This window comes from Marinoscillum sp. HNIBRBA16962 (genome assembly GCF_057801515.1).
In genome coordinates this window covers 2879536-2901364 of record NZ_CM173603.1, presented here as the reverse complement: position 1 = coordinate 2901364, position 21829 = coordinate 2879536, and the positions used below count along the sequence as shown (strand labels likewise).

Annotated in this window: 16 protein-coding genes and 1 tRNA gene; 5 read left to right on the top strand and 12 right to left on the bottom strand. The window is 43.6% G+C overall.

The genetic code is table 11. From position 1 onward, the window contains the following. Nucleotides 1–47: 47 nt before the first annotated feature. Genes AC3E9V_RS12190 through AC3E9V_RS12175 form a run of 4 tightly spaced genes read right to left on the bottom strand, consistent with a single transcriptional unit; the run spans nt 48 to nt 3418 of the window. Nucleotides 48–1049 (bottom strand): hypothetical protein, encoded by a 1002-nt coding sequence (locus AC3E9V_RS12190; protein WP_488753479.1) that lies wholly within the window; start codon nt 1047–1049, stop codon nt 48–50. 25 nt (nt 1050–1074) lie between these two features. Further along, on the bottom strand, nt 1075–1764 hold the full coding sequence (locus AC3E9V_RS12185; RefSeq protein ID WP_488753478.1) for a YbhB/YbcL family Raf kinase inhibitor-like protein: 690 nt from the start codon (nt 1762–1764) through the stop codon (nt 1075–1077). A 34-nt stretch (nt 1765–1798) separates the two neighbouring features. Continuing rightward, the gene (locus tag AC3E9V_RS12180; RefSeq protein WP_488753477.1) at nt 1799–3145 is read right to left on the bottom strand and encodes a YHYH protein; all 1347 of its coding nucleotides are present in this window, start codon (nt 3143–3145) and stop codon (nt 1799–1801) included. A 48-nt stretch (nt 3146–3193) separates the two neighbouring features. Then, nucleotides 3194–3418, bottom strand: coding sequence for a T9SS type A sorting domain-containing protein (locus tag AC3E9V_RS12175; protein ID WP_488753663.1), 225 nt, complete (start codon nt 3416–3418; stop codon nt 3194–3196). A 335-nt stretch (nt 3419–3753) separates the two neighbouring features. Between AC3E9V_RS12175 and AC3E9V_RS12170 the strand changes: the two genes are divergently transcribed. Further along, a complete protein-coding gene (locus AC3E9V_RS12170; protein ID WP_488753476.1) occupies nt 3754–4611 on the top strand; it encodes a response regulator in 858 nt (285 codons plus the stop codon). Here the strand turns inward: AC3E9V_RS12170 and AC3E9V_RS12165 are convergent. The 3 genes from AC3E9V_RS12165 to AC3E9V_RS12155 all read right to left on the bottom strand — a co-directional run bounded on the left by AC3E9V_RS12165 (nt 4608) and on the right by AC3E9V_RS12155 (nt 8482). Continuing rightward, nucleotides 4608–6971 (bottom strand): tetratricopeptide repeat-containing sensor histidine kinase, encoded by a 2364-nt coding sequence (locus tag AC3E9V_RS12165; RefSeq protein ID WP_488753475.1) that lies wholly within the window; start codon nt 6969–6971, stop codon nt 4608–4610. The genes AC3E9V_RS12170 and AC3E9V_RS12165 overlap by 4 nt on opposite strands. An 86-nt stretch (nt 6972–7057) precedes the next feature. After that, complete coding sequence (locus tag AC3E9V_RS12160; protein ID WP_488753474.1) at nt 7058–7834, bottom strand: oxygenase MpaB family protein; 777 nt, start codon at nt 7832–7834, stop codon at nt 7058–7060. Nucleotides 7835–7909: 75 nt separating this feature from the next. Continuing rightward, nucleotides 7910–8482, bottom strand: coding sequence for a hypothetical protein (locus AC3E9V_RS12155; RefSeq protein WP_488753473.1), 573 nt, complete (start codon nt 8480–8482; stop codon nt 7910–7912). Between the two features lie 348 nt (nt 8483–8830). On the opposite strand from AC3E9V_RS12155, the gene cfa reads away from it, so the two are divergent. Beyond that, nucleotides 8831–9955: a cyclopropane fatty acyl phospholipid synthase gene (gene cfa, locus AC3E9V_RS12150; protein ID WP_488753472.1), complete on the top strand. Its 1125-nt coding sequence runs from the start codon at nt 8831–8833 to the stop codon at nt 9953–9955. A gap of 152 nt (nt 9956–10107) precedes the next feature. On the opposite strand, the gene AC3E9V_RS12145 is transcribed toward cfa, so the two are convergent. Then, nucleotides 10108–16767 (bottom strand): choice-of-anchor D domain-containing protein, encoded by a 6660-nt coding sequence (locus tag AC3E9V_RS12145; protein ID WP_488753471.1) that lies wholly within the window; start codon nt 16765–16767, stop codon nt 10108–10110. Nucleotides 16768–16949: 182 nt separating this feature from the next. Beyond that, on the bottom strand, nt 16950–17369 hold the full coding sequence (locus tag AC3E9V_RS12140) for a DUF1801 domain-containing protein (protein ID WP_488753470.1): 420 nt from the start codon (nt 17367–17369) through the stop codon (nt 16950–16952). A 178-nt stretch (nt 17370–17547) separates the two neighbouring features. Between AC3E9V_RS12140 and AC3E9V_RS12135 the strand changes: the two genes are divergently transcribed. From AC3E9V_RS12135 to AC3E9V_RS12125, 3 genes are all read left to right on the top strand, one after another. Continuing rightward, nucleotides 17548–18354 carry a DUF481 domain-containing protein gene (locus AC3E9V_RS12135; RefSeq protein ID WP_488753469.1) on the top strand — a complete coding sequence of 269 codons (807 nt, stop codon included), beginning with the start codon at nt 17548–17550 and terminating at the stop codon, nt 18352–18354. A 356-nt stretch (nt 18355–18710) separates the two neighbouring features. Next, complete coding sequence (locus tag AC3E9V_RS12130) at nt 18711–19133, top strand: DUF3788 family protein (RefSeq protein ID WP_488753468.1); 423 nt, start codon at nt 18711–18713, stop codon at nt 19131–19133. 60 nt (nt 19134–19193) lie between these two features. Next, nucleotides 19194–19265: transfer RNA gene (locus tag AC3E9V_RS12125), tRNA-Lys, on the top strand. Between the two features lie 231 nt (nt 19266–19496). Here AC3E9V_RS12125 and AC3E9V_RS12120 read toward each other — a convergent pair. From AC3E9V_RS12120 to AC3E9V_RS12110, 3 genes are all read right to left on the bottom strand, one after another. Further along, complete coding sequence (locus AC3E9V_RS12120; RefSeq protein ID WP_488753467.1) at nt 19497–20534, bottom strand: NAD-dependent epimerase/dehydratase family protein; 1038 nt, start codon at nt 20532–20534, stop codon at nt 19497–19499. Beyond that, nucleotides 20480–21256, bottom strand: a complete 777-nt coding sequence (locus AC3E9V_RS12115) for an SDR family NAD(P)-dependent oxidoreductase (protein WP_488753466.1) — start codon at nt 21254–21256, stop codon at nt 20480–20482. Before AC3E9V_RS12115 ends, AC3E9V_RS12120 begins: the two co-directional genes overlap by 55 nt. A gap of 113 nt (nt 21257–21369) precedes the next feature. Continuing rightward, a complete protein-coding gene (locus AC3E9V_RS12110) occupies nt 21370–21789 on the bottom strand; it encodes a 6-pyruvoyl trahydropterin synthase family protein (RefSeq protein ID WP_488753465.1) in 420 nt (139 codons plus the stop codon). Nucleotides 21790–21829: the final 40 nt, after the last annotated feature.

The window sequence follows — 21829 nt, the reverse complement described above, 5'->3', positions numbered from 1 at the left end:
AGCCCTTTCCAGAGCTACCCCCACATTCAATTCACCGCAATAAGGTCTTACTCTATAGTTTTCCTTACCACCACCTCATTATCCAAAACCACATTGGTACTCCATATAAATACGGCATCCTTCGCAGGGTCATCGAAAATATCAGTATAGTTGGTATAGCTCGATTTATTGTCCACCCCAATGTCATCATTGGAATAGGTAGTAGCCTCAGGCCAGTCGCTATCGTCAAAGTCTCCGTTCATCCAGTTGTCCGGAAGCTCCCAATGCACCGCATAATAGCTACTGCCATCATTGGAACCATCTGTATTGCAGCTTTCGGACAAGCGGGAGGTTCCATCTTCAGACAGGCAGGATAGATCTTTTACAGGCGAGGTATAAAAGGTCTGGGCCTTCCAGCTACCATCAGTAATGCCAATGATCCCTCCTGCTTCATCGGTGAATATTGCTACCATTCCTCCATCCCCGGGGTGATGGCTAAACCCTCTGTTGTCTTCAGTACCTACTCCCAGGTTTTCTTCCCAGTCGACCAAAAGCATGGCCACTGTAAATGGCCTGGCCACCCGAAAGCGTACTATGTCCGAATTGAATTCGGTGAAAGGTACGTTATCCTTCCCTACCGGTGTGCCATTGATATACATCTCAAAGTAGTTATCCGCAAAAACATAAACAGTAACAACCTCGCCGGAAGCATCAATTTCTACAATGTCGGAACCATCCAAAGCCGCAACAGCCTCTGCTCCAGATCCGTACTGAACTCCACTGCAAGGATTATTCAGCTCTGAAGCAAAAGGAAAAGTATCATCCGAATAATTGACTGGTGCAGGTACCGTCCACTCCGAATCATCCATGGCAGTGATGGTACCCACTCCGGCTACTCTGCCACAATCCAGCAGGTTAGCTGTGACCGTAGTAGCCAGTCCCTGGGTAACCGACCCAGTACCGCCATAGTTTAACTCCGATCCTCCGATATCATCAGGATCATCTTTAGAACAACTAAATCCCATGGTCAGAGACACGGCTATGATTAAAAAGAAAATTAGGTTTCTCATAAAAGTTTTTGGTCGTTTAGTAATTCTAATTGACATCACTGAAAACAAGGGTAGCCTCTTCTATGATGGTTACATTGCCAAAAGCAGATTGCATAACATCCCAATCCACATCTATACTGCTCATTTCAGGTAATGAAGCAGGAGTCTCCGAAAGGGCATACAGTTTAATGGTATACTCATGCGTACCGGCACTCGGGCTGCACGGAGAAGTGTATGAAACGGCCGTCCCGTCTTTGTTAGTCCCCATGTACCACGGACCATCATCCGCTTCTCCGTAAGGAATTTCTGTCACAGTTGGGTCGATATCCCACAGGATCAGATATGTATTAGGGGCCTTGGATTGATCATCCGGATTAGGATAATGATACATGATAATGGCCAGTGAGCCGGTGCTTTCAGGTACATTTGACCAGGCCAGCGGAAGGGAGTTCTCTATATCATTGGTTTTTTCCTCACACTTGTATTCGTCCAGAAGCTCCCCATCCGAAATAGCAATGCTCGTCAAAGTAAAACCAGAACCGGTATCATCATCATCGGAATCATCGGCCACATATCCCTCCGGCTGTTCACATGCACTGATGCTTACAGCCGAATTGCCTTTGCCATCTCCATCATTATCTTCGTACCAGGTGCTTTCAGTACAGCCAGGTTCGTCATCCGAGCAGCCATAAGCAAGCATGGTGCAGGCTACCAATAGGATCATTAGTTGTTTCATCTTCATTGTTTAAAAAATCAGGTTTAAGGAAAAATTATCGTTGCCAGGTTTCGGTGGTTGTGGTTCCATCCACATCGTGAAAAATAAAGGTAAACAGTTCGTTTTCGTCCCAGCTATATTCCACAGAACCATCTACACCATTACTGGTATACTTTAGCAGGTATCCGTTTTGGGTTTCATTTTCGATCAGGTCCGTGATGATCAGGTTTTCTGAACTTATAGGATGAGGATCTCCTTGTCGCGGAGGAAATGCTCTCGCCTGGGGAGTAATCTGGTCCTGAGGAGCGTCTCCTTCCAGTGTAACCTCGCCACGCATGGCAGCAATCAAATAAGGGTAAGAATCCGTACCGTGATAATGATAGCCACCTTCCCCATCGGTGTGTCCATGGTATTCGTCAAGGTCTTCCATAGCTGAGCCATCCGGTTCAGTAGAACCGTATACCGCAAACCCATCCAGGGCATAAGCTATTGGATTCGTTCCTGAGGTGGCTTCCAGATGTAATGGAGCCGCATGATAGTGATAATCATCCCCTCTGCCAGAATGTCCACCAAAATCGTCCAACTCGCCAATTTCTTTAGAGATCAGACCAGAGGCATTTACAGGGTTAAAGATCGGGATACCATTTGCAGCAATAGCAATGGCACCACGCTGAAAATGGTCATCAATGCTAATGGGGTCTTCTGCATACTCCGGATCAAGGGGAATAGACCAAGCATTTTCGCCGGAATAATCATGGGGCACAGGTACCTGGGCAATCCAGGCCGTAATGTTGACCATCATCTGATGGTTGGCTATTCCGTCAGACTCTACATAGTAGTAATCATCATCTGACCAGGTAGTAACATGGGAGTACGGCGCAAATGCCCGGTCCATTTCATCGGGATCGTTGGGTGTCGGGGTACCAAGCACTTCATCGATCATATCTTTGGTTTCCTCATCCGAACAGGCATAAAATATCGTGATGGCCAGTAAACCTGCACAAAAGGAAATGAGCGGTTTGTTCCTGGCCTTAAAGACAAGCGCAATAGCACCGATACTGATCAATACTGCCAGGATAGCCAGGATGTTAGTCCCGCTTACCGAATGATCATGATGAGAGGTAATGTTACTGTTAAGTGCTTTGATCCTGGCTACCCTTTCAGCCACGAATAGTTGATCCTCCTTCGAGAGATCTTTTAAGCTAACGGCTAACAGTTCTCCTTTTACATTTTCCAGATAAATATCTTCACCTCTGACAGACAGCAATGAAGCTTTTACAGGTGCCTGACCTTCGATCTGCCATTGTTTTAGCTGGGTTGCTTCCCCATGCCCTCCGGAATGTGCAATAGCCGCCCCTGATATTAGCAGGGAGCAGACAAACATTATGATGTTAATTTTCATTTGTTGATTATTAGTTATTCTTTTTTAATGATTTGGACCTGGTCTTAACTACCGGGTTTTCTTAATTAATTTAAAGGAACAAACTCTTTCTTGATTTGGCTTCAGTATTATAATATATTGATTATCTGGTAATTTTGATAAATTGATGTTCAGTATATTCTGCTGTGCCGTCTGCGCAAATACCTCCTGACCCTGCAAATCTACCAGGACTATTTCTCCCTGAAAGGGTTTAGTGAAATTGAGCATATCTGCTACAGGATTTGGGTAAACCATGTAATTGTCTGACATGTCCCCATTTGAGAGCCCCAATACAGGTGACACTGAAACCCCAAATGAACCCGTATCAACAGCTCCCGCACCATCATCAACTGGTGATTAAGAAAGTGCAGCAAAATACTAGCGGAAGGAAACGAAGGGTTGTTCTCAAGGTGATTAAAGCTTTCATATTTGTCCGTCTTGATGATATCCCAAAGCTCAGGAAATATCCTTTCACCTGAAATAGCTAATTGTAGACAAAGTGTAACAGCATTTACCAGAGCATAGACAAAGAGTCAACATCCCTCCTTTTCGGACTTTTTGTATCTTGCAATACACGATTTGCAAAAGCCTTGAAAGTAAGAAAAATTCTGATAGTAGATGACAATCGGGAGATCGTCAGTGCAATCAGCAGGGAGCTGAGCTCAAACAGTGAAAATTACGAGATCATCAATGCTGGTAATGGTCAAATGGGTGTGGAGATTGCAAAGATCGAGCAGCCGGATATTATTATTATGGATTGGGATATGCCGGTTATGGACGGGATTAAAGCAACCAGACTCATACGCAACACAGAAGCTACATCACAAATCCCCGTGATCATATCCTCCGGGAAAATGACTACCTCTGAGAACCTGTTAGTTGCACTTGAGGCCGGAGCCATCGACTACATTCGAAAACCGATTGACTTCATTGAACTACGAGCACGGGTAAATACGGCAGTCCGGGTAAAAGAACAAAATGAGGCCATCAAACATCTGCTGGAAAATGAGATAGACCTTAAAAACCGACAGCTCAGCTCAACCTCCATGCTGATGGTAGAGAAAAATGAATTGCTGCAGAATATGCATAATCATATTTCCATGCTGGAAAAAAAGGCTAAGGACTACCCAAGCCTGGCCAATGACTTAAAAACGCTCAACAAGCGAATACAAAACCACCTGGAAACAGATAATAGTTGGCATACCTTTAAGGTTCATTTTGATGAGGTTCATCCCGAGTTTTTTCAGAATCTCCATTCATTGCAAGCTGATATTTCACATAAAGACCTCAAGATCTGCGCGTACCTGAGGCTGGGCATGGATAATAAACAAATAGCCCAGTTACTAAATATTACAGCGGCAAGCATGCGGACAAATCTTTATCGGCTGAAGAAAAAACTCAACCTGAATGAGGAAGAAAACCCCAGAGACTTTATCATTTCACTTTAGTCGCTTGTTTTATCCAGCATATCAAGCTGATGGTCGTAAGCTTCCTGGTTTCCTGAATAGGCTGAATCAAGTAAGGAGTTCTTAAACTCATCATTTTCCAGCCCCAGTTCTTCCAGGAGCTTTTCTATTTTATAAGCATTGTGCAAATGATATCCTCGAAGCTCCTCAATGACTGAAAGGACCTTTGACTGGTCTTTATCATTTAACCTAACCCTGAAGTCATTTTCTGTCAAAATGATCGTTTTGTCATTGGCATCAGAATTTGCGGATGGCAACTCGAAGGAGAACGTAGTTCCCTCTCCCGGTGAAGATTCCACATGGAGTGTAGATCCATGCGATTCCACAGCCAGTTTACAAAACGTAAGCCCAAGACCCGTTGATTGGATTTCGCCAGACTTTCTCGGATCCAACTGAGCATAAGGCTTAAAAATATGTCCTAACTCCTCCGTAGCTATACCGATTCCAAAATCCTGTATGGATATCCGGATGTTATCTCCTATCCAGGATGCGCCTATGATCAGTCTTCCTTCTACTGGCGAATACTTGATGGCATTGGTCAGCAGATTGATAAGCACCCGGAAAATGATCTCGCGATCTGCCATCACCTGAATGTCCATGGACATTTCTTTTACAACCTGGATGGATTTCTTCTTCAGGAGTCCTGAAACATTATCAATGCACTCATTTACAAGTTGTGAAAGTTCTACTTCGGATCTGTTTAGCTTGACCTCCGTGGTCTCAAATTTATGGACCTGCATCATGTCGTTGATCATAGTAACCATCTGCTGCACAGTCTGTCGTACAGGTGAATTCACTTCAGTGTTGCTCAGGATCGTATTCAACGGGTTTTTCAGGTCATGAGCAAACATGCCGGTCATGCTTTCTTTAAACTGACTGAGTGCTTCTAATTCCTTCCTTTTGCGTTCTTTGCGAATAAGAATGGTCCGAGTGATCAGGAATCCGACAACTAAAATTATTACAACAAATACGACGACTAAAACAAGACGAAGATTGGCTGTTTTCTCTTGTGCCTCAGCTAAAGCTATTTCCTGCTGTTTTTCCAGCTCTATCCGCTGTTTTTCTTTTTCAAATTCAAAATTGGCATTGTTCTGAACCAATGTTTTCAGTTTATCCTCATTCAGCATTGAATCACTATACACCATAAATTTATGCTGATAGAAATAGGCCTCTTTATACTGGCCCAATTTTGAATAACACAGGTATAATACCTCTGCCACATCTTTCAGATCTATCAACGTTTGTTCTTTTTCAGAAATGTCAAGAGCCTGAAGGTAATAATTCAGTGCCTCTGAACAACCTGACAGTTTTTCCTTTGTTCGTCCGATAAAATAAAGCGACCTTCCTTCAGCGTTTGAGTAACCAATTGTACGGGCTTGTGCAATCGCCTTTTCAAAGTAGTCCATGGCGGTAGAATACTCCTCTCTATTGAAGTTGACTTGCCCGATGTTCATTAAATTTTTGATCTGGCTCCTCTGTCTTCCCACCTTTTTATTGATTTTATAGGCCTCCTCAAAATTGCTGATTGCTTTTCCCCAGTTTTTCAGATCCATGTAGGTAAGACCTTTGTTGTTTAGTGCCATCCCAAGAAGAGCCATATCATCTGTTTTGTAACCGATTTTAATAGCGCTATCCTGAGCTGCCAGCCGCTTCTGAGGTTCTTTTAGCTGTTTATAAATATTTCCAATGTTAAGCCATGCACGGCCTTCAATGTTTTCATACCCAAGTCTTTTTGATTCGAGCTGTGCCTGGCTTTGATAATGAAAGGCTTCATCAAAGTTTCCTATTTTATAAAACGAGAGCCCCAAATTCACATAAGTGCTTACCACATGCTTTTCGAAGTTGTTGGCTTTCATGATCTCCAGCGCCTGCTGGTAACTCTCAAGAGCTCTCAGGTTTTCACCCTGCCGGGAATAGATCAAAGCCATGTTATTAAGGAGACCAGACATCCTTTTTACATCCTGGATCGAATGACTAACCTTAAAAGCCTCTTTATAAAACATCAGCGCACTATCCAGGGTTCCTTTGCTCCAATGACCGGCTCCCAAAGAATTGTAGGCTCGGGCCAGACCTTTTTTAAAATCAAGCGTAATAGCCAGATCTACCGATTGTAAACCATACGCGATACCTTTATCGACATTGATTTTCGAATAAGTAAAAGCCAGATCATTCAGAAGGTGGACTTTCAGTGTATCCGGTTGGGCTTTTGATAGTTCTATCTCAAGACTATCAATACGTGTATTCTGGGCATAACAAATAGCCGTATTTGTCGTAACCCAGGTGAAAACCAGGATTTTCCATAATGTAGAAACCTCAAAGCCAGTGATAAGACGGTAATTCACGGGGGTTTATTATAAATATTGTTGTTAACCATGCCTAAGCTGGTTGATAAAGGTAACAGGTTCTTTTCTAAATGCTTTGATAAGCATTACCAATTAGGATCCACTTTATCCAATGCCTTGATCTGTGCCAAATACCTGGACGGCAAAATAAGATCCTTTAGCATCCACCCGAGCTTTAAGCTGCGGATAGCTTTATAAACCCCAAGCAAAGGACTTAAAAGGGAGATACTTCTAAAACTGAGCAATTCACGTACTTTTTGTGGCACCACGCTGGTCTGTGCTTCCTGAAGCAACCAATACCGTACTGAACCCAGGTGCTTTTTGTATTGGCTAAACAGATCTTTGGTATAATAACTGTAATGCAGATCCTGCTCCAGGTGCTTATGTCGTACCGGGACCCAACCTTTATAAGTTTCAGGTAAATCTTTCAAACCCATCCGGATACCCACCTGATAGAATACATGGTATATTTCTTGTTTCTCATCAGCACTCAGTTTCCGCTCCAGCATTTCAAAGGACCTGGTGGAGTAATCAATAAGCATAAACAGCACATCCCTGTAGGCCCATTCAGGAATTTTAGCTCCACGTTTTGCTTCTACTTCGGCATGAATAGCAGCCATCGTATCAATGGTCTTTAGCGTAGTTTGTTTTTCAGAAAAAACAATCTTTTGAGCATACGAAACCGTGGAAAAAAGGCGTCCAAGTGGATCTGCCGGGAGACGACCGGTAAAGTACAGCCAGTCTACGGCTTTGTTGAGGGCAAATTCAGCAGCGGCGCCAGCAAAGATGAATAGAATGGTATCACTCTTTCCCCAAACCTTCCGCACTACCGAATCCTTATGCACGAAATATTCCCCACTCATACCAGCTCTTTTACAATACCACTTAATAAACTATCCAATCACTCAAACGAGTTTCCTCCCATCGATTCCTTTAGGTTAACCGTCCGATTTATCAAGTGATTGCTGGTGTGCTGCGTAACGAAACAACGCTCCTGCTACTGCAAACAATCCGGCAAAAAAAACATTTACGCCTATTATCTCATTTACCGAGCTGCCAGGATATTCACCCATTCCAGCCAGCAGGGCAATGACAGCAAGCAGTACCAGTGAGAATGTTACGGCATACATCGCACGCTCCATGCCCGCCGGGCTAAAACGAGAGAGCACCGTACCGATAATTCCCACTGCCACTACTCCGATGTACATCAGGTTGCCCAGGTGAGGCCCTGCACCAATTAGGCCAACGCCAAGGTTTGCCCATACCATAAAAAGCATTGAGCCCAGTGCAACACCAATGGCCACCCGGTACACAATATTTGAAGTATACCTGGTAATCAGTACGAATGATACCCCGGTACCAAATAAAAGAGCACTGATAATTATGAAATCAGCTATACTCCAGTCTACCTCATCTGTAAACTGCATAGCCACCAAAGGGACCATTAGAATTGCAACTGTAACAAGCGCAACCATAAGGATTGGTTGTTTGAGTTTTCTTTGTTTTTCCATGATAAATGTTTTTATCGCATTTAGTCACTGATTTTATTTCCAAATCAGAATTTCAGAGAACTTTGCAGTTCAAAGTTAAAGTAAAATTTTCGTAAAATAAAAGCACTTTGCATTTCAAAGTTAATTTCCTTCAAGGAACATTCTAAAATTCAAATGTTGGAGGCTTCCAACTTGTCCGGAGAAGTTTTCTTTCACTTTTACATGAACAATTTAAAGCCACTGACTCTTAACAGGTTACAGAATACTTCATTGGATGCTCAGGTATCATTACAAAATAATAAGCCAATATTTTACTATCTTATATAAGTCATTAAGTCTCTGTACTATCTGATTTAAACCAAGAGAAAAATGAACCAGGATCAACCTTTTCATCACTTAGAAAACATACTGGATTATGCAGGGGTACGGCTAAATGGTCCAAATCCATGGGATATTTCAGTCAAACACCGAAAATTTCCCACCAGAGTGCTGAGTGGAGGCTCTCTCGCTTTGGGAGAATCCTATCTGGACGGCTGGTGGGAATGTAAAGCCATCGACCAGATGATCACTCGTGTCCTGAAGGCGGAACTTGATAAAAAGGTCAGAGATTCCTTCAGCTTGTTGTGGGCCATCCTAAAATCCAGGATGATCAACCTGCAAACCAGCGCCAGAGCATTTATCAGCGGCAAAAAACACTACGACCTGGGTTATGACTTATTTAGCCACATGCTCGACAAACGGATGATCTATAGCTGCGGATACTGGAAGGATGCACAGACCCTGGATGAAGCGCAGGAAGCCAAGCTGGAGTTGATTGCCCGGAAGCTCCACCTGCAGCCGGGAATGACAGTCCTGGATATCGGGTGCGGTTGGGGCGGATTAGCAGAATACCTGGCCAGGCATCATCATGTGAAAGTTACGGGCATCACCGTTTCTGACGATCAGACTATGCGCGCCAGGGAAACCTGTAAAGGCCTGGATGTTACGATTAAGCAGCAAGATTACCGGGACCTGGATGATCAGTATGACCGGATCGTTTCCGTAGGTATGTTTGAGCATGTAGGTCACAAAAATTATCCTGATTATTTCAAAACTGTCAGGAGATGCCTGAAACTCGATGGATTACATTTACTGCACACGATCGGTTCTAATGAATCCAATGGGATCGGAATGGACCCCTGGCTTGATAAGTACATTTTCCCAAATGCCAGTCTGCCTACTGCCAGGCGGATCACAAAAACCATCGACCACCTTTTCAAAATAGAAGACTGGCACAACTTCGGACATTATTATGATCAAACGCTCCTGGCTTGGCATTCGAATTTCAATCGTCATTGGGACAAGCTTTGCCAGGCATACGATGAAAGGTTTTTCAGGATGTGGAATTATTATCTGCTCATGTGTGCTGCCACTTTTCGATCAGGTGTCAATGGCCTCTGGCAAATTGTACTAAGCCACAAGGATTCGGGACTTTGCTATGAAAGTGTCCGGTGAACAGCTTTCGAATAAATATAGCCCTCATATTTACCAGGTTTCACATTAAACATGATTCAGAAGGATTTAAACAAATCAAGCCTCTTCCATTGCTGAACGAGGCTTGATTTGTTAAGACGTAAGTGGCCCTGACATATTCTCTACTATCGTCTTCATTGCTTGACCACTTTTATGATTCGTTGGGTTTTGTTATCTCTGGTCAAACGAAATAAGTATACACCTGATGGTAAATCGTCTCCATAATTCAATAATTCGTGCGCTTTGATCTCAAAACTGTCAACCTCTGCCCCATTTAGGCTTTGTACCGTAACAGTCGCATCATAGTCAGAATAGATGCTGACCGTCTGCTCAAAAGGATTTGGATAATGCATGACTTTCAGGTTGTCCTCTTGAGGCAGTTCACTGCTGTTCGCAAGTCGTGCTCCCGTAGAACCAACATCCCCTGTCAGATAAATGGTGAAATAGCTTTCATCCCAGTCATAAAAGACAGGGATGCGTGCTAATGCATTTTTCACGCCTTCTGAGGTGGGTAGATAGGCAATTGTAAATGTAGTCGTCTCACCCGGATCGAGGAATATAGGTAAAGCAGAATAGTCTACCATAAATTGCCCCCCGTCAGTTCCCTGCAGCCATATTTTACTGCCACTTGGGTTAAATTTCAACGGCCCGTCACCGAGGTTTTCTATAACGAATGTATGTACTTCAGAGGTGTCGCCTGACGCAACCGTTCCAAAGTCTACAGTACTGCTGTCGTTTATAAGATCAACCCCCAGGTATTGGACGTTAATGTCCCCACTGACCATATTCGCCCTGATGTTGACCTCATAAGGGTTATTCTCAGCGTCATTATTCGGGATGGTAAGTGTGGCTTCCCTGACCCCTGGCGTATCTGCCAGAAACCACAACCTCTCTGAGGAATTAGTCCCCGGTGCTATGGTGTCCGCTAAAGTACCACTCACCTTAAAGTCCGATGAGTCCGGACCGCTAAAGGTAATCCTGGGATTTCCGGTGAGCACCAGGTCTGCATCTCCATAGTTATAGGTATATAGCCATTTGATTGGGCTTCCGATCGGAACATCGCCAAAATCATAAGTTCCTCCATTTGCCACATCTGTAGCATACACCTTGAATTGCATGTCCGGTTGTGGTTCTTCCATTACACCTCCGGCTAGGTCAAACTGAAAATTCGATTCGTCCCAATCTTGCAAAACAGTGATATAAGCGTATGCCGATCGTTGCCCAACCGAGGACGGAGTAAATGTAATACTGAATGTCGTGGTGTCTCCGGGGTATAAATAGTAAGGAATTTGACTGTAATCGGCTGTAAATTCATCTTTATGGGTCCCAAAAATATTCACCTTGGTTGAGGATGAAAATTTAAGAGGCCCATCCCCAAGATTCTCGATCACGAATATTTGAGGCTGAGATGATTGCCCTAGTTCAACTGAGCCAAAGTCCACCTGATCATTACCATTCTCCAGGTCACTACCCAGGTACCGAATGTTAATGTCCCCACTGACCATATTCGCCCTGATGTTGACCTCATAAGGGTTATTCTCAGCGTCATTATTCGGGATGGTAAGTGTGGCTTCCCTGGCTCCTGGTGTATCTCCCAGAAACCATAACCTTTCTACAGAATTGGTCCCCGGCGCAATGGTATCTGCAAAAGTACCACTCACCTTAAAGTCCGCTGAATCCGGTCCGCTAAAGGTGACTTTTGGGGACCCTGTCAGTACCAGGTCTGCATCTCCGTAGTTATAGGTATATAGCCATTTGATTGGGCTTCCGATCGGAACATCGCCAAAATCATAAGTTCCGCCATTTGCCACATCTGTACTATAAACCTTCAATTGCATATCCGGTGAAACATCCATTCCCTGACCTGAAATATTAAACTTAAAATTAGGTTCATCATGGTCATAATAAACCGTCATATAAACCTGCGAGGCACGGGAATCAACGGCTGTAGGTTTAAATGTCACGGTAAAACTGGCCGAGCCTCCCGGTGCAATTGAAGAAGGAACCTGACTGTAGTCCACTTTAAAATCCTCGGTATTCCCCCCTTGAATCCGTATTTTAGGGATGGAGTAAAATCCCAGAGGACCGTCGCCCAGGTTTTCTATGGTAAATGATTTAGCCAGACTGTCCCCTACATATACCGCTCCAAAATCTACTGTGCTGCTGTCATTGACCAGATCAGCTCCATCCGACACAATATTGATATCTGCAGTAACAATATTGGCAACAAAATCAAATGTATATGGATTCTGATCCTCGTCGTTATTGGGGATCGTCAATGAAGCAAATACAGGTCCTGCATGTTCTTTTGGAAAGTCGATGAAGAAGTTATCCGATCCACCTGGAGGAATGGTATCAGCCAGAGGACTTGCATCTACACTAAGAATAGATGAATCCTGACCATGCAGTTCAATCTTTGGGTCTGAAGTGAAAATAAGGTCTGCTTCTCCGGTATTATGAATGTAGAGATACTTTTTGCCGGGCGTTAAATCCCCAAAGTCAACAGATGCTTCATGATAAACAGCATCATGCGCATATTTGACCAGCATTTTCGGTGAGAGTGCGGTTCCGTTCCCATTCAAATTAAACCGAAAATATGGTTCATCCACATCGTGTGATACCTCCATATATACCTCAGCACTACTCGCTCGTACAGCTGTTGGTTTGTATGTCACTGTAAAATCAGCTGTTGATCCGGGCCCTATGGACGAAGGAATTTGGCTAAAATCAACAACGAAATCCTCCGGATTTTCCCCCTGAATGATCATTTTTGGGTTTGAATAAAAGCCCAGATCCGTTTCACCAATATTTTGTATGGTAAAGGTTTTGATCAGGCTATCCCCTACCAGGACATCACCAAAGCCAATGGAACTTCCATTGTTTACCAGGTCAGCGCCATCGTGCTGGATATTGATATCTGCAGTAATGATGTTGGCAACGAAATCAAATGTATATGGGTTCCGGTCCTCGTCATTGCTGGGGATCGCCACCGAAGCGGATACCGATCCTGCATATTCTTCAGGAAAGTGGATGGAAAAATGATCCAATCCACCCGGAGGAATGGTGTCAGCGAGCAGACTTGCATCTACACTCAGGATCAATGAATCGCGACCATGCAGTTCAACCTTTGGATCCGCAGTGAAGATAAGATCTGCTTCACCGGCATTATGAATATAGACATCCTTTTGCCCGGGAATAACATCGCCAAAGTCAAAAAATCCTTCATGATAGATGAGCGAGTCATTGTGCTTAACAAGCATATTCGAAGAAGCACCTACACCTTTCACGACTATATGAAAAGGTGATCTATGATTGCTGAAAATGCTTAAGGTATCCTGAAACACCCCTGCAGTGGCAGGCGTTAGGGAGACCGTGAAATGAGTCGTGTCACCTACATGCAGTGTGTCTGCTACAGATTCCAGGCTTGAGACAAAGTTTGTCGTGTCAGATAGGTTTAGGTCATGGAAAACAAGCGGATCGACGCCTGAATTAGTGAGGGTGATCCAGATTGGGTCAGACGAACTGCCGGATAGAACATTCCCAAAATCAATTGTCGAGTAGTCTTCCTGAAGCACTTCATTCCACATTACGGACAATTCCGGTTTTATTCTGTCTTTGAGGACTAAAGCAGGCTCCAGTTGCCAGACCACTTCATGGTCAAGCGAATTTCGCATAACCACTTTAAGATCTGCCGGCCCTTCTTTTCCCAGCCCATGCAATGTTGCTTCATAAAGGTCACCATTCATGACACCTACTTCATGTGGAGCAATTTCGGTGGTCTCCAGCCTGGTCCATGTAGTATCGGCAGCGTGCCTGGCAAAAATGCTATGCTGTTGGCCATTACTAACCGAATACCGGATACTGGCAGGCTCTCCAAGCTCAAAAGTATCAGCCGGGATACCTTCCTGATTTCTTACCTGAAAAGAAGTCAATCCTGCTATGGCAAGGTTCGTTACCGTAGTATTGATTGTAGCCGTGTAGGTACCTTTCCCCGGAATGCCTGCCACCGAATAGCTGTTATTCACCACCTCCAGTTTGTTGTAGCCAAGCTCCAGGTCTGATGCATTGAAATCCACCATCTTTCCTGAATCTTTCAAAACCCCAGATTCGTCAAAGACTTTGAAACTGGAGTTCAGGCTTTCCTGCAGTCTTCGTTCCTTGAATTTGCCCTGAAAAAGTACCTGCCAGTTAGCATAAAGAGAAGGTTCCGGAAAGATCAATCCTTCTCCGAAAGCCATCGTTCCGCCTGGAGGTGATAGATAAAGGTCTTTTGATGGAGGCTGAAGGGGAAGTTGGCTGGCAAAGATCTTATCTTCCAATCTCACCAGGTTTGGCGTTTCAATTACAGATTTCGAATCATCAAGGGAAGATAATTTCAGCATTATCCCCGAGCTTATAATGTTCTCCGGTGCTTCTGTCAAATACAGGTCTCCAGTCCATTCCCCTTGCTCAATGTAGCCTCTTGATTTTTCCACACCGACGGAAGAGCTTCCGTAAATGTGCCTGAAAATTGTTTTGAAGGCGTACGTAGTGTCCTGGGGAGCATGCAACCTGATATGCTGATGCATGTAATCCCCGGGTTCTATAACCACCTCTTGTGAACTGGAAATACCATTTAGCTTTGGATATTGAATGCCATAAATTGCTCCTGTGTCAGAAACATCAATCTGCATTTCGTTTGCAAAAATCTGGAACCTTGAGGACACGTCGGAAAAGTAGTGCTCATCATAGGTCGAGCTATTCAAACCTGCAATTACAGCACGCCTAAGGTTTGAATTTTCAGGAAAGTCAATAACCCAATCCTGATCTCTGTCAGTAAGGATTTCTCCATTAATGTTTTTTGGTGACAGTGCAACCTGATGCACTGCATCCGAGGTAAACAAAGAGATAGTGTCCATATCACGGACTGCTACCCTTTCCTTAAATACCCGGTAAGGCAAATCGATCATTACAACATCCACCGTATCATCAACGGGCGCAAATTCGAGCAAATAACCATCATTATAATAGATGCCGTTTTTGTCGGTCAAAGAGCTTTTTTCCCCGGTGACATAGACCAGATAAGGGTAAGGCACGTCAAATTTGAGGAGGAGGTTACGACGTGGTGAAATGGCCCATGGCAGGTGTAAAGTGTCTTCAGAAGAATAAAACTTTACTTTACCAGTATAACTACCTGAAGGGCTGGGCTCCGGTATCAGGTCCATATCCACATCAAGTTGAAAAACAACCTCACTATTAGTGCCGGGAGCTACATTAAAGGTAGAAGAAGAGGCGGAAAGGCTAATTCCATTTGGCAGGTCGCCAATTTCCACGCCATAGCTACGACTAGTGGTGTCACCATTAAATATCTGAATGGTATCGATCTTCGATATGGTGCCACTTACCTTAGATACCTTACCAAAATTTAACGCAGCGGGGTAAAGGTGAGACGTAGATGTGGCAGCTTTAAAAACATTTATGAGACCTGAACCCTGCGCCATGGGGTCATAACCCAGGTCTGTTGCCGAAACCATGAGCGCGGATTTGAACTGCTCCGGTGTCCAGCCCGGGTGCAATACCTTTAGCAAGGCTATTGCTCCGGCTACATGGGGGGTTGCCATAGAGGTGCCACTTTTAGTGCCGTAACCTCCACCTAATATCGTAGCGTTGATATCCACTCCCGGAGCAACTACTTCCGGTTTTATGGTATAAGACTTTTTATTGGGCCCTTTAGAGCTGAAAGAAGCTATGGCTCCTGCATTGTCACTCGCTCCAACGGTAATCGCCCGCTCTGCAGTGCCCGGGCTGGCAATCGTATTGTAAGAACCATTATTTCCCGCAGCTACACAAACTACTATCCCCAGATCTACCGCATTATCAACGGCCACAGACTGCGGATCATCCGGATGACCAGACCCTCCCAGACTTAAACTCAGTACGTCCAGATGGTCAGCGTAATCTCCATCCGAGTTAGGGTCAGAGGCCCACTCGATGGCAGCTATTACATCTGCGAAAGTACCCGAACCACTGGAGCTTAAGGCTTTTAGGGCATAAAGGGAAGCCTCTGGTGCTACACCTAATAGATTAGTGCCGTCTCCTGCCGCTATTCCAGCACAATGGGTACCGTGACCATGATCATCCATAGGATCGGTATCATCATTTACAAAATCGTAACCTCCTTTTACTTTAAAGGATTCTCCAATACCCCCTCCTAATGCCGGATGCATGTAATCGATGCCTGTATCAATAATTCCGATGGAGATGCCCTCTCCTTTTGATCCCAGATTATTCCAGACAGCATCCGCCATGATTAGCGGTACGCTGTTATCCAGAACAGCTTTGACCTCACCATTGGGGTAGACTTGTTTTACATAGGGAAGTTTTTCTAGCTCATTTGCTCCCCTTTTGGTGATCGCTACCTCTCCTCCGTAAAAGGTTTTATGGAAGCTTCTTTTTAGTGAGGGGTTTTCTTTATGCTTATTTCCGATTTTTTTCAGATCGGATTTGAAACCATTGATGCCATTTCTATACTTCGCATTAGATCTGGCCAAACCCGGGTTATCCTTTTTCTCAACGAAAAAAGGTTTTTCTTTAAATTCTACAATGTAGCTACTGACCGTTGCGTCATCAGCAGAATTGGAGCTGGGGTTGGATTCATGAGTTGAAAACCAATCATCAAAACTCTGTACCTCACCACTTCGCAAAAACAACTTCTGCTGAACATGGATTGAATCGGTAGGGTTGGTTTGGCTTTTGGATTGAAAAAAAATGCATAGGAATAGCGCAAAGAATGCGCTCATCTTGTGAGTGTTCATGTTAGTTTAGACTGTTTAGTTAGGCTGTGATTGAATGATAACTGATTAATCAGTTGTAATAATAACAATAAAATGAAGTAACTTTTAAATGGGTCAGGTAATTTATTGCGTGAGAGGGTCAGTAGCCAATCGGTTATTCTAAAAGCACACAAATCAAAGGGGCGGGATAATGAAGGTTTCTTTTACTCCCCAAGCATAGGCAGGTGTTTTACCTTATGATAAGTAAGAGCCAATGTGATACATCTTTTCAGGGCATCTTCCGGAATGTCTTTTTCCAGATCCAATACAATAGCGCGGTTCCCTTCAAAAGTAAACTCATCACCGAAAATGAACCGAAAAGTATTCACCAGTTCTGTATTGCAGATAAAGTACAGGTAATACTTATCCGGTGTTCTCGGCTTCCAGTCCATTCGGATGGTGCTACCAGTCTTAGTGACATAACTTGGTTCGCCCCATTTGGTGGTCTCTGCAAGCTTCCTGACGCCTTCAGTATCTTCAGCAGTATCCACAATCAGTTGCCGCAGTTTTATCAGTTTTTCTGAAGCTTCCTTAGGATAACCCGACAACAGGTTGGTTACTTTTTGGCTAGTGACAAATTCCATAATCAACTAAAATTGTTCTAGTGCAATTTAACACCAGAGAATGACAGCTTCATGTCACTGGATAAGAGAGTTTTACTCTGATTCTGAACAAAAATAGTTATAGCAGTAGACTAACAAACTTTTTACGAGATTTTTAAAAACCTGACAATATATTGAGAAACCAAATATATCACCGTCTATGAATGCCCCAACCTATAAACTCTTTGTCATCCTTTCTTTACCTTTTGTAAGCTTCCTGTCACACGCTCAGGTCCTTCATACGGAAACCTTCAATGTCATTCTGGATACCTCAAAGGTGATTAAAGGAAATTTCATCCCCAGTATACGCTACCGTAATGTAAAAGCGAACTTCATCGAGATAGAGAACACATCAGACATCTCCATCCGGATGGGCAATAATGGTATTACCGTTGCTAACAAGCTGGAATACGCACGCTATGGCGATGAGGATATTATGAGTGGCGGGTTTGTGTACCTGGAGTATAAAAGACTCTCTGATACAAATAACTGGGCGCTGGAACCATACCTGCTTATGCTTTGGCAGGAAATCAGAGGCCTGGACATGAAATATGCGGGAGGTGTTAATTTACGTGGACGCTTATACCAGCAGCAGGATATGGGATTCTTTGCCGGTGCAGGTGTATTTTATGAGTCCGAAAGGTGGAACTATGCCGGGACGTCAGACTCCACCCTGATTCCCGCTGATCCCAGACCTGTAGAAGTGAAAAATATACGAGGCATGCTATATGTCAATTTCAAAAAAGAATTTGCCACGAGGTTTGACCTGGATGTTAGTGCCTACTATCAACCAAAGCTAACCTCGCCTGAAAACTTTCGATTGGCAACCAGCTCACAAATAACCTTTAATTTCACTGAACATATAGGTATTACCGCTATGTATCAAAACATCTATGACCCTGAACCAATAGTTCCTATTGATGAGCTCTTTAATGACGTGACACTGGGACTTACACTTTCGTTTTGATCAATATTATAAGAAGGTGGAGCTTCTTTTGAAAACGGCCTTACACCGCTCTCCTCTCCTTTCATAAGCGGTGTGAATGGCCCTTGAAAATTTATTTTCGATGAACTGACACAAGTCATTGAAATTCACGGTTCTATGTCGGAACTTGTATTGACAAAATACATACGGCCATGAAAAACTCTGCTTTATTCCTGATCCTCATTTGCACCTTTTGCTTAAGCGGGTTTTCTCAGTTTAGATCGGGAGAGCTTGTGTCTGTTGATGAACCGTACAACGGAAATCTGTATGTCGCTGGAGGCACAGTAAACATAATTAAACCTGTATACACGATCAGATAAAGCAATCAAATTAGATCAATGGAAAAGCCTAGCTTAAACAACCAAGATGAATACCCCGATGATAAGGTTTTAAGTCGCCATCTGGGTGATGTAAAAGCGGCATGGGATCATTTTATAAACCTACTGACCACAGATCATCCGTCATTTTCTGCTGAATGGCGATACTACAAAGATGGTAACAACTGGCTCTACAAAGTCACCAAAAAAGCCAAAACAATTTGCTGGGTCTCCATATGGCCGGGTTCGTTTAAAACCACTTTTTATTTTGGAGATAAAGCGGAACCATTAATACTGTCCAGTGATTTAAAAAAAGAATTTATTGACCAATTTACGAATGGAAAGAGGTATGGTAAAATAAGAGGGATCACCGTTGAAATACACAAAGAAGCTGATTTGGGTGCCACAAGTGAGCTGATAACCATTAAGGAAAGAGTTAAATGAGCAATTTATCTGCGGAATTTGGTCATGGATAAGTTGTTTTCCTCATTTTGCGGATCACATGACTCTGTAGCTTAGCTGGTAGAGCAACTGACTCTTAATCAGTGGGTCGGGAGTTTCAATCTCCCCAGGTCACAAAGGTAGTTTGGGCTGCGCGCCACCCTTCGCCAGGCAAACTCTCCGAGACGCTAGTGTCAAGTCAAGCATGCTTTATTGGGGCCAAGCTTTGTTCTTTTTCGCTTATACTGCGTTGAGAAATACTTACATAGCTATGGCTATCCGCATATTCCTCGTCCCGGCGGGGAACCGCTTGCCTGAACAAAAAAATAACTGCAACTTACCCCAAACAGCACACTGGACTTGACACTAGGGCTTGGCATCTTTGCGGTGAAACCCTTTCTCAAACCAGGTCATAGCGTCTTCTATGGCTGTGTCAACAGAATGATAATCCACACCCAGCTCCTTTTTTGACTTCTCATTTGAATAAAAATTATTGACGCATAGTATTTTCATATTGGTGGAGCTTATACTGGTCTTGAACCCAATGGACCGAAAAATATCCCCAAAAAAACCCATGATCACCAGCAAAACCCTGGGGATTTTTACCAATACCGTACCCTGCCCCGTTATTTTTTTCATTTTCCTGAAGAATTCCTCATAGGTAAGGTTTTCATTCGCAATGACATATTTCTCTCCGCTTCGCCCGCGGGTTATGCTCTTTAATATAGCTCGTGAAACATCCCTTACGTGAACAAAATTTTTTCCACCCGGTGGATAAAGTACCAGCTTCTTTTTCAAGGCCATTAAGATAATCTTCCCTGAGCTCGGCCTGGTATCATAGGCACCCAACATAAATGTGGGATTAATGATCACAATATCCAGGTTACCTGCATTTTGCAGCAGCTGATTCTCGGCTTCCAGTTTGCTTTTGGCATAAAACGATGTATCAAAAGGAGGCTTTATTTTCTTTTGTTCATTTCCCGGATCATCCGACGAACCAAAACCCAGCGTATTGGCGGTACTGACAAATACAAATTTTTTGATCTTGCACTGCATGGCCGCATTCAGTAAACTCATTGTACCATGTGCATTTACAGTCAGATAATTCGAAAAGTGGGTCAGGTTTTGCCTGGTCTCAGCAGCCACATGAATGACCACATCGGTTCCCTCCAGAGCATCTGACAGGTCATCAAATAGATTACCTTCAATAAGCTTCAGGTTAGCATGGTTTATGCCTTTGTATTTGGACCTGTCACGAAGCAAGCCCCTTACCTGAAAGCCACTTTGCAGTAGGTCATATATAAGGTTTGTACCCAGTAATCCACTTACACCGGTAACGAATATGGTTTTCAATTGTCCGCCTCCCTTTTCATCCTCCTGGTCATTATAGGCAATTTGATCCACAGCGGCAACCACTTCAAAAGCAATCTGCCCGGATTACTGACTCTGATCACCGGGTTCCGGTTATAAAGCTGGGTCAATGACGTTTTAGCAATGTTTTCTACATTGGACAAAGCCAGCTTCCCAAGAATTCCCTGCTTTTTTAACCTCCTGCTGACTCCACCATTAGTAGCCATAGGCCCCGGGTTTACTACACTGACAAACACAGAGGTGGCTTTTAGCTCCTCTGACAACCCTCGCGAAAAGTGGTAAATAAATGCTTTTGATGCGGGGTAAACCGTCTTAAACCCCATGGGGCTAAAAGCCGCCAGGCTGGATACGTTGAGAATGTACCCTTTCGGTTGTCGCAAAAGATTAGGCAGAAGCTTATGGATTAAAACAGTAGTGGCGACAATGTTTACCTGGATAATATTGGTCAGATATGAAGTTTCTACTTTAGTAAATACTTTTGATCCACCGATCCCGGCATTATTGATCAGCATGAATATATTAAACTGTTGGTTGACCTGTTTAGCCAATGTCACCACATTCTCAGTAACGGAAAGGTCTGTTTCAAAGCAATGGGAATCTATCTGATACTGGTCGATGAGCTCACAGTTTAGAGCTTGCAAATTTTCATTTGGTAAGCTCACCAAAATGGTATTTATCTTTCGCCTGGCCAGTTCAACTGCAAAAGCCTTCCCAAGCCCCTGACTCGCTCCGGTTACTAAGGCATACTGTTTCATTAATCTGTGAGTATATTATTGTGCATTGCAATGTCGTTTAGTTAAGCAAAATCATTTCCTTAAGTTAAAGCATATAGGATAACTATGATTTTCACTTAACGTAAAGGACAAATTTAATCAGTATACTCACATCGGCTGGTACAGGTTTCTTCTATAATGACTTTTTTCAATCGAATACCGCGTGATTCATCATTAACCAGAGACCTCCAGCTGTCAAACAAAAACTTCGCAACCACTTCAGAAGTGGGATTATCGGTAAACCGGCATACTTTCCATCCGTTATGTTTGCATAAACGGATCAGCTCCTCATCCCTCCCATTGGTCAGGAGGGCGTGATCCAGGTCCTTCACCATCGGGGCAATGATCTGCTTCAGATCCGCATAATCTACTCCAAATCCCTTTTCATCCAAACGGACACACTCTACCACAATAAACCCCTTCCATGAATGACCATGAAGATTTGCGCATTTACCCTGGTAATCAACCAACCGGTGGGCGGCTTCAAACCGAAATTCTTTACTAAGTGTAAACATTGAATCAGGCTATTTCCTGACCGAAGGTCACCTTTTTTAA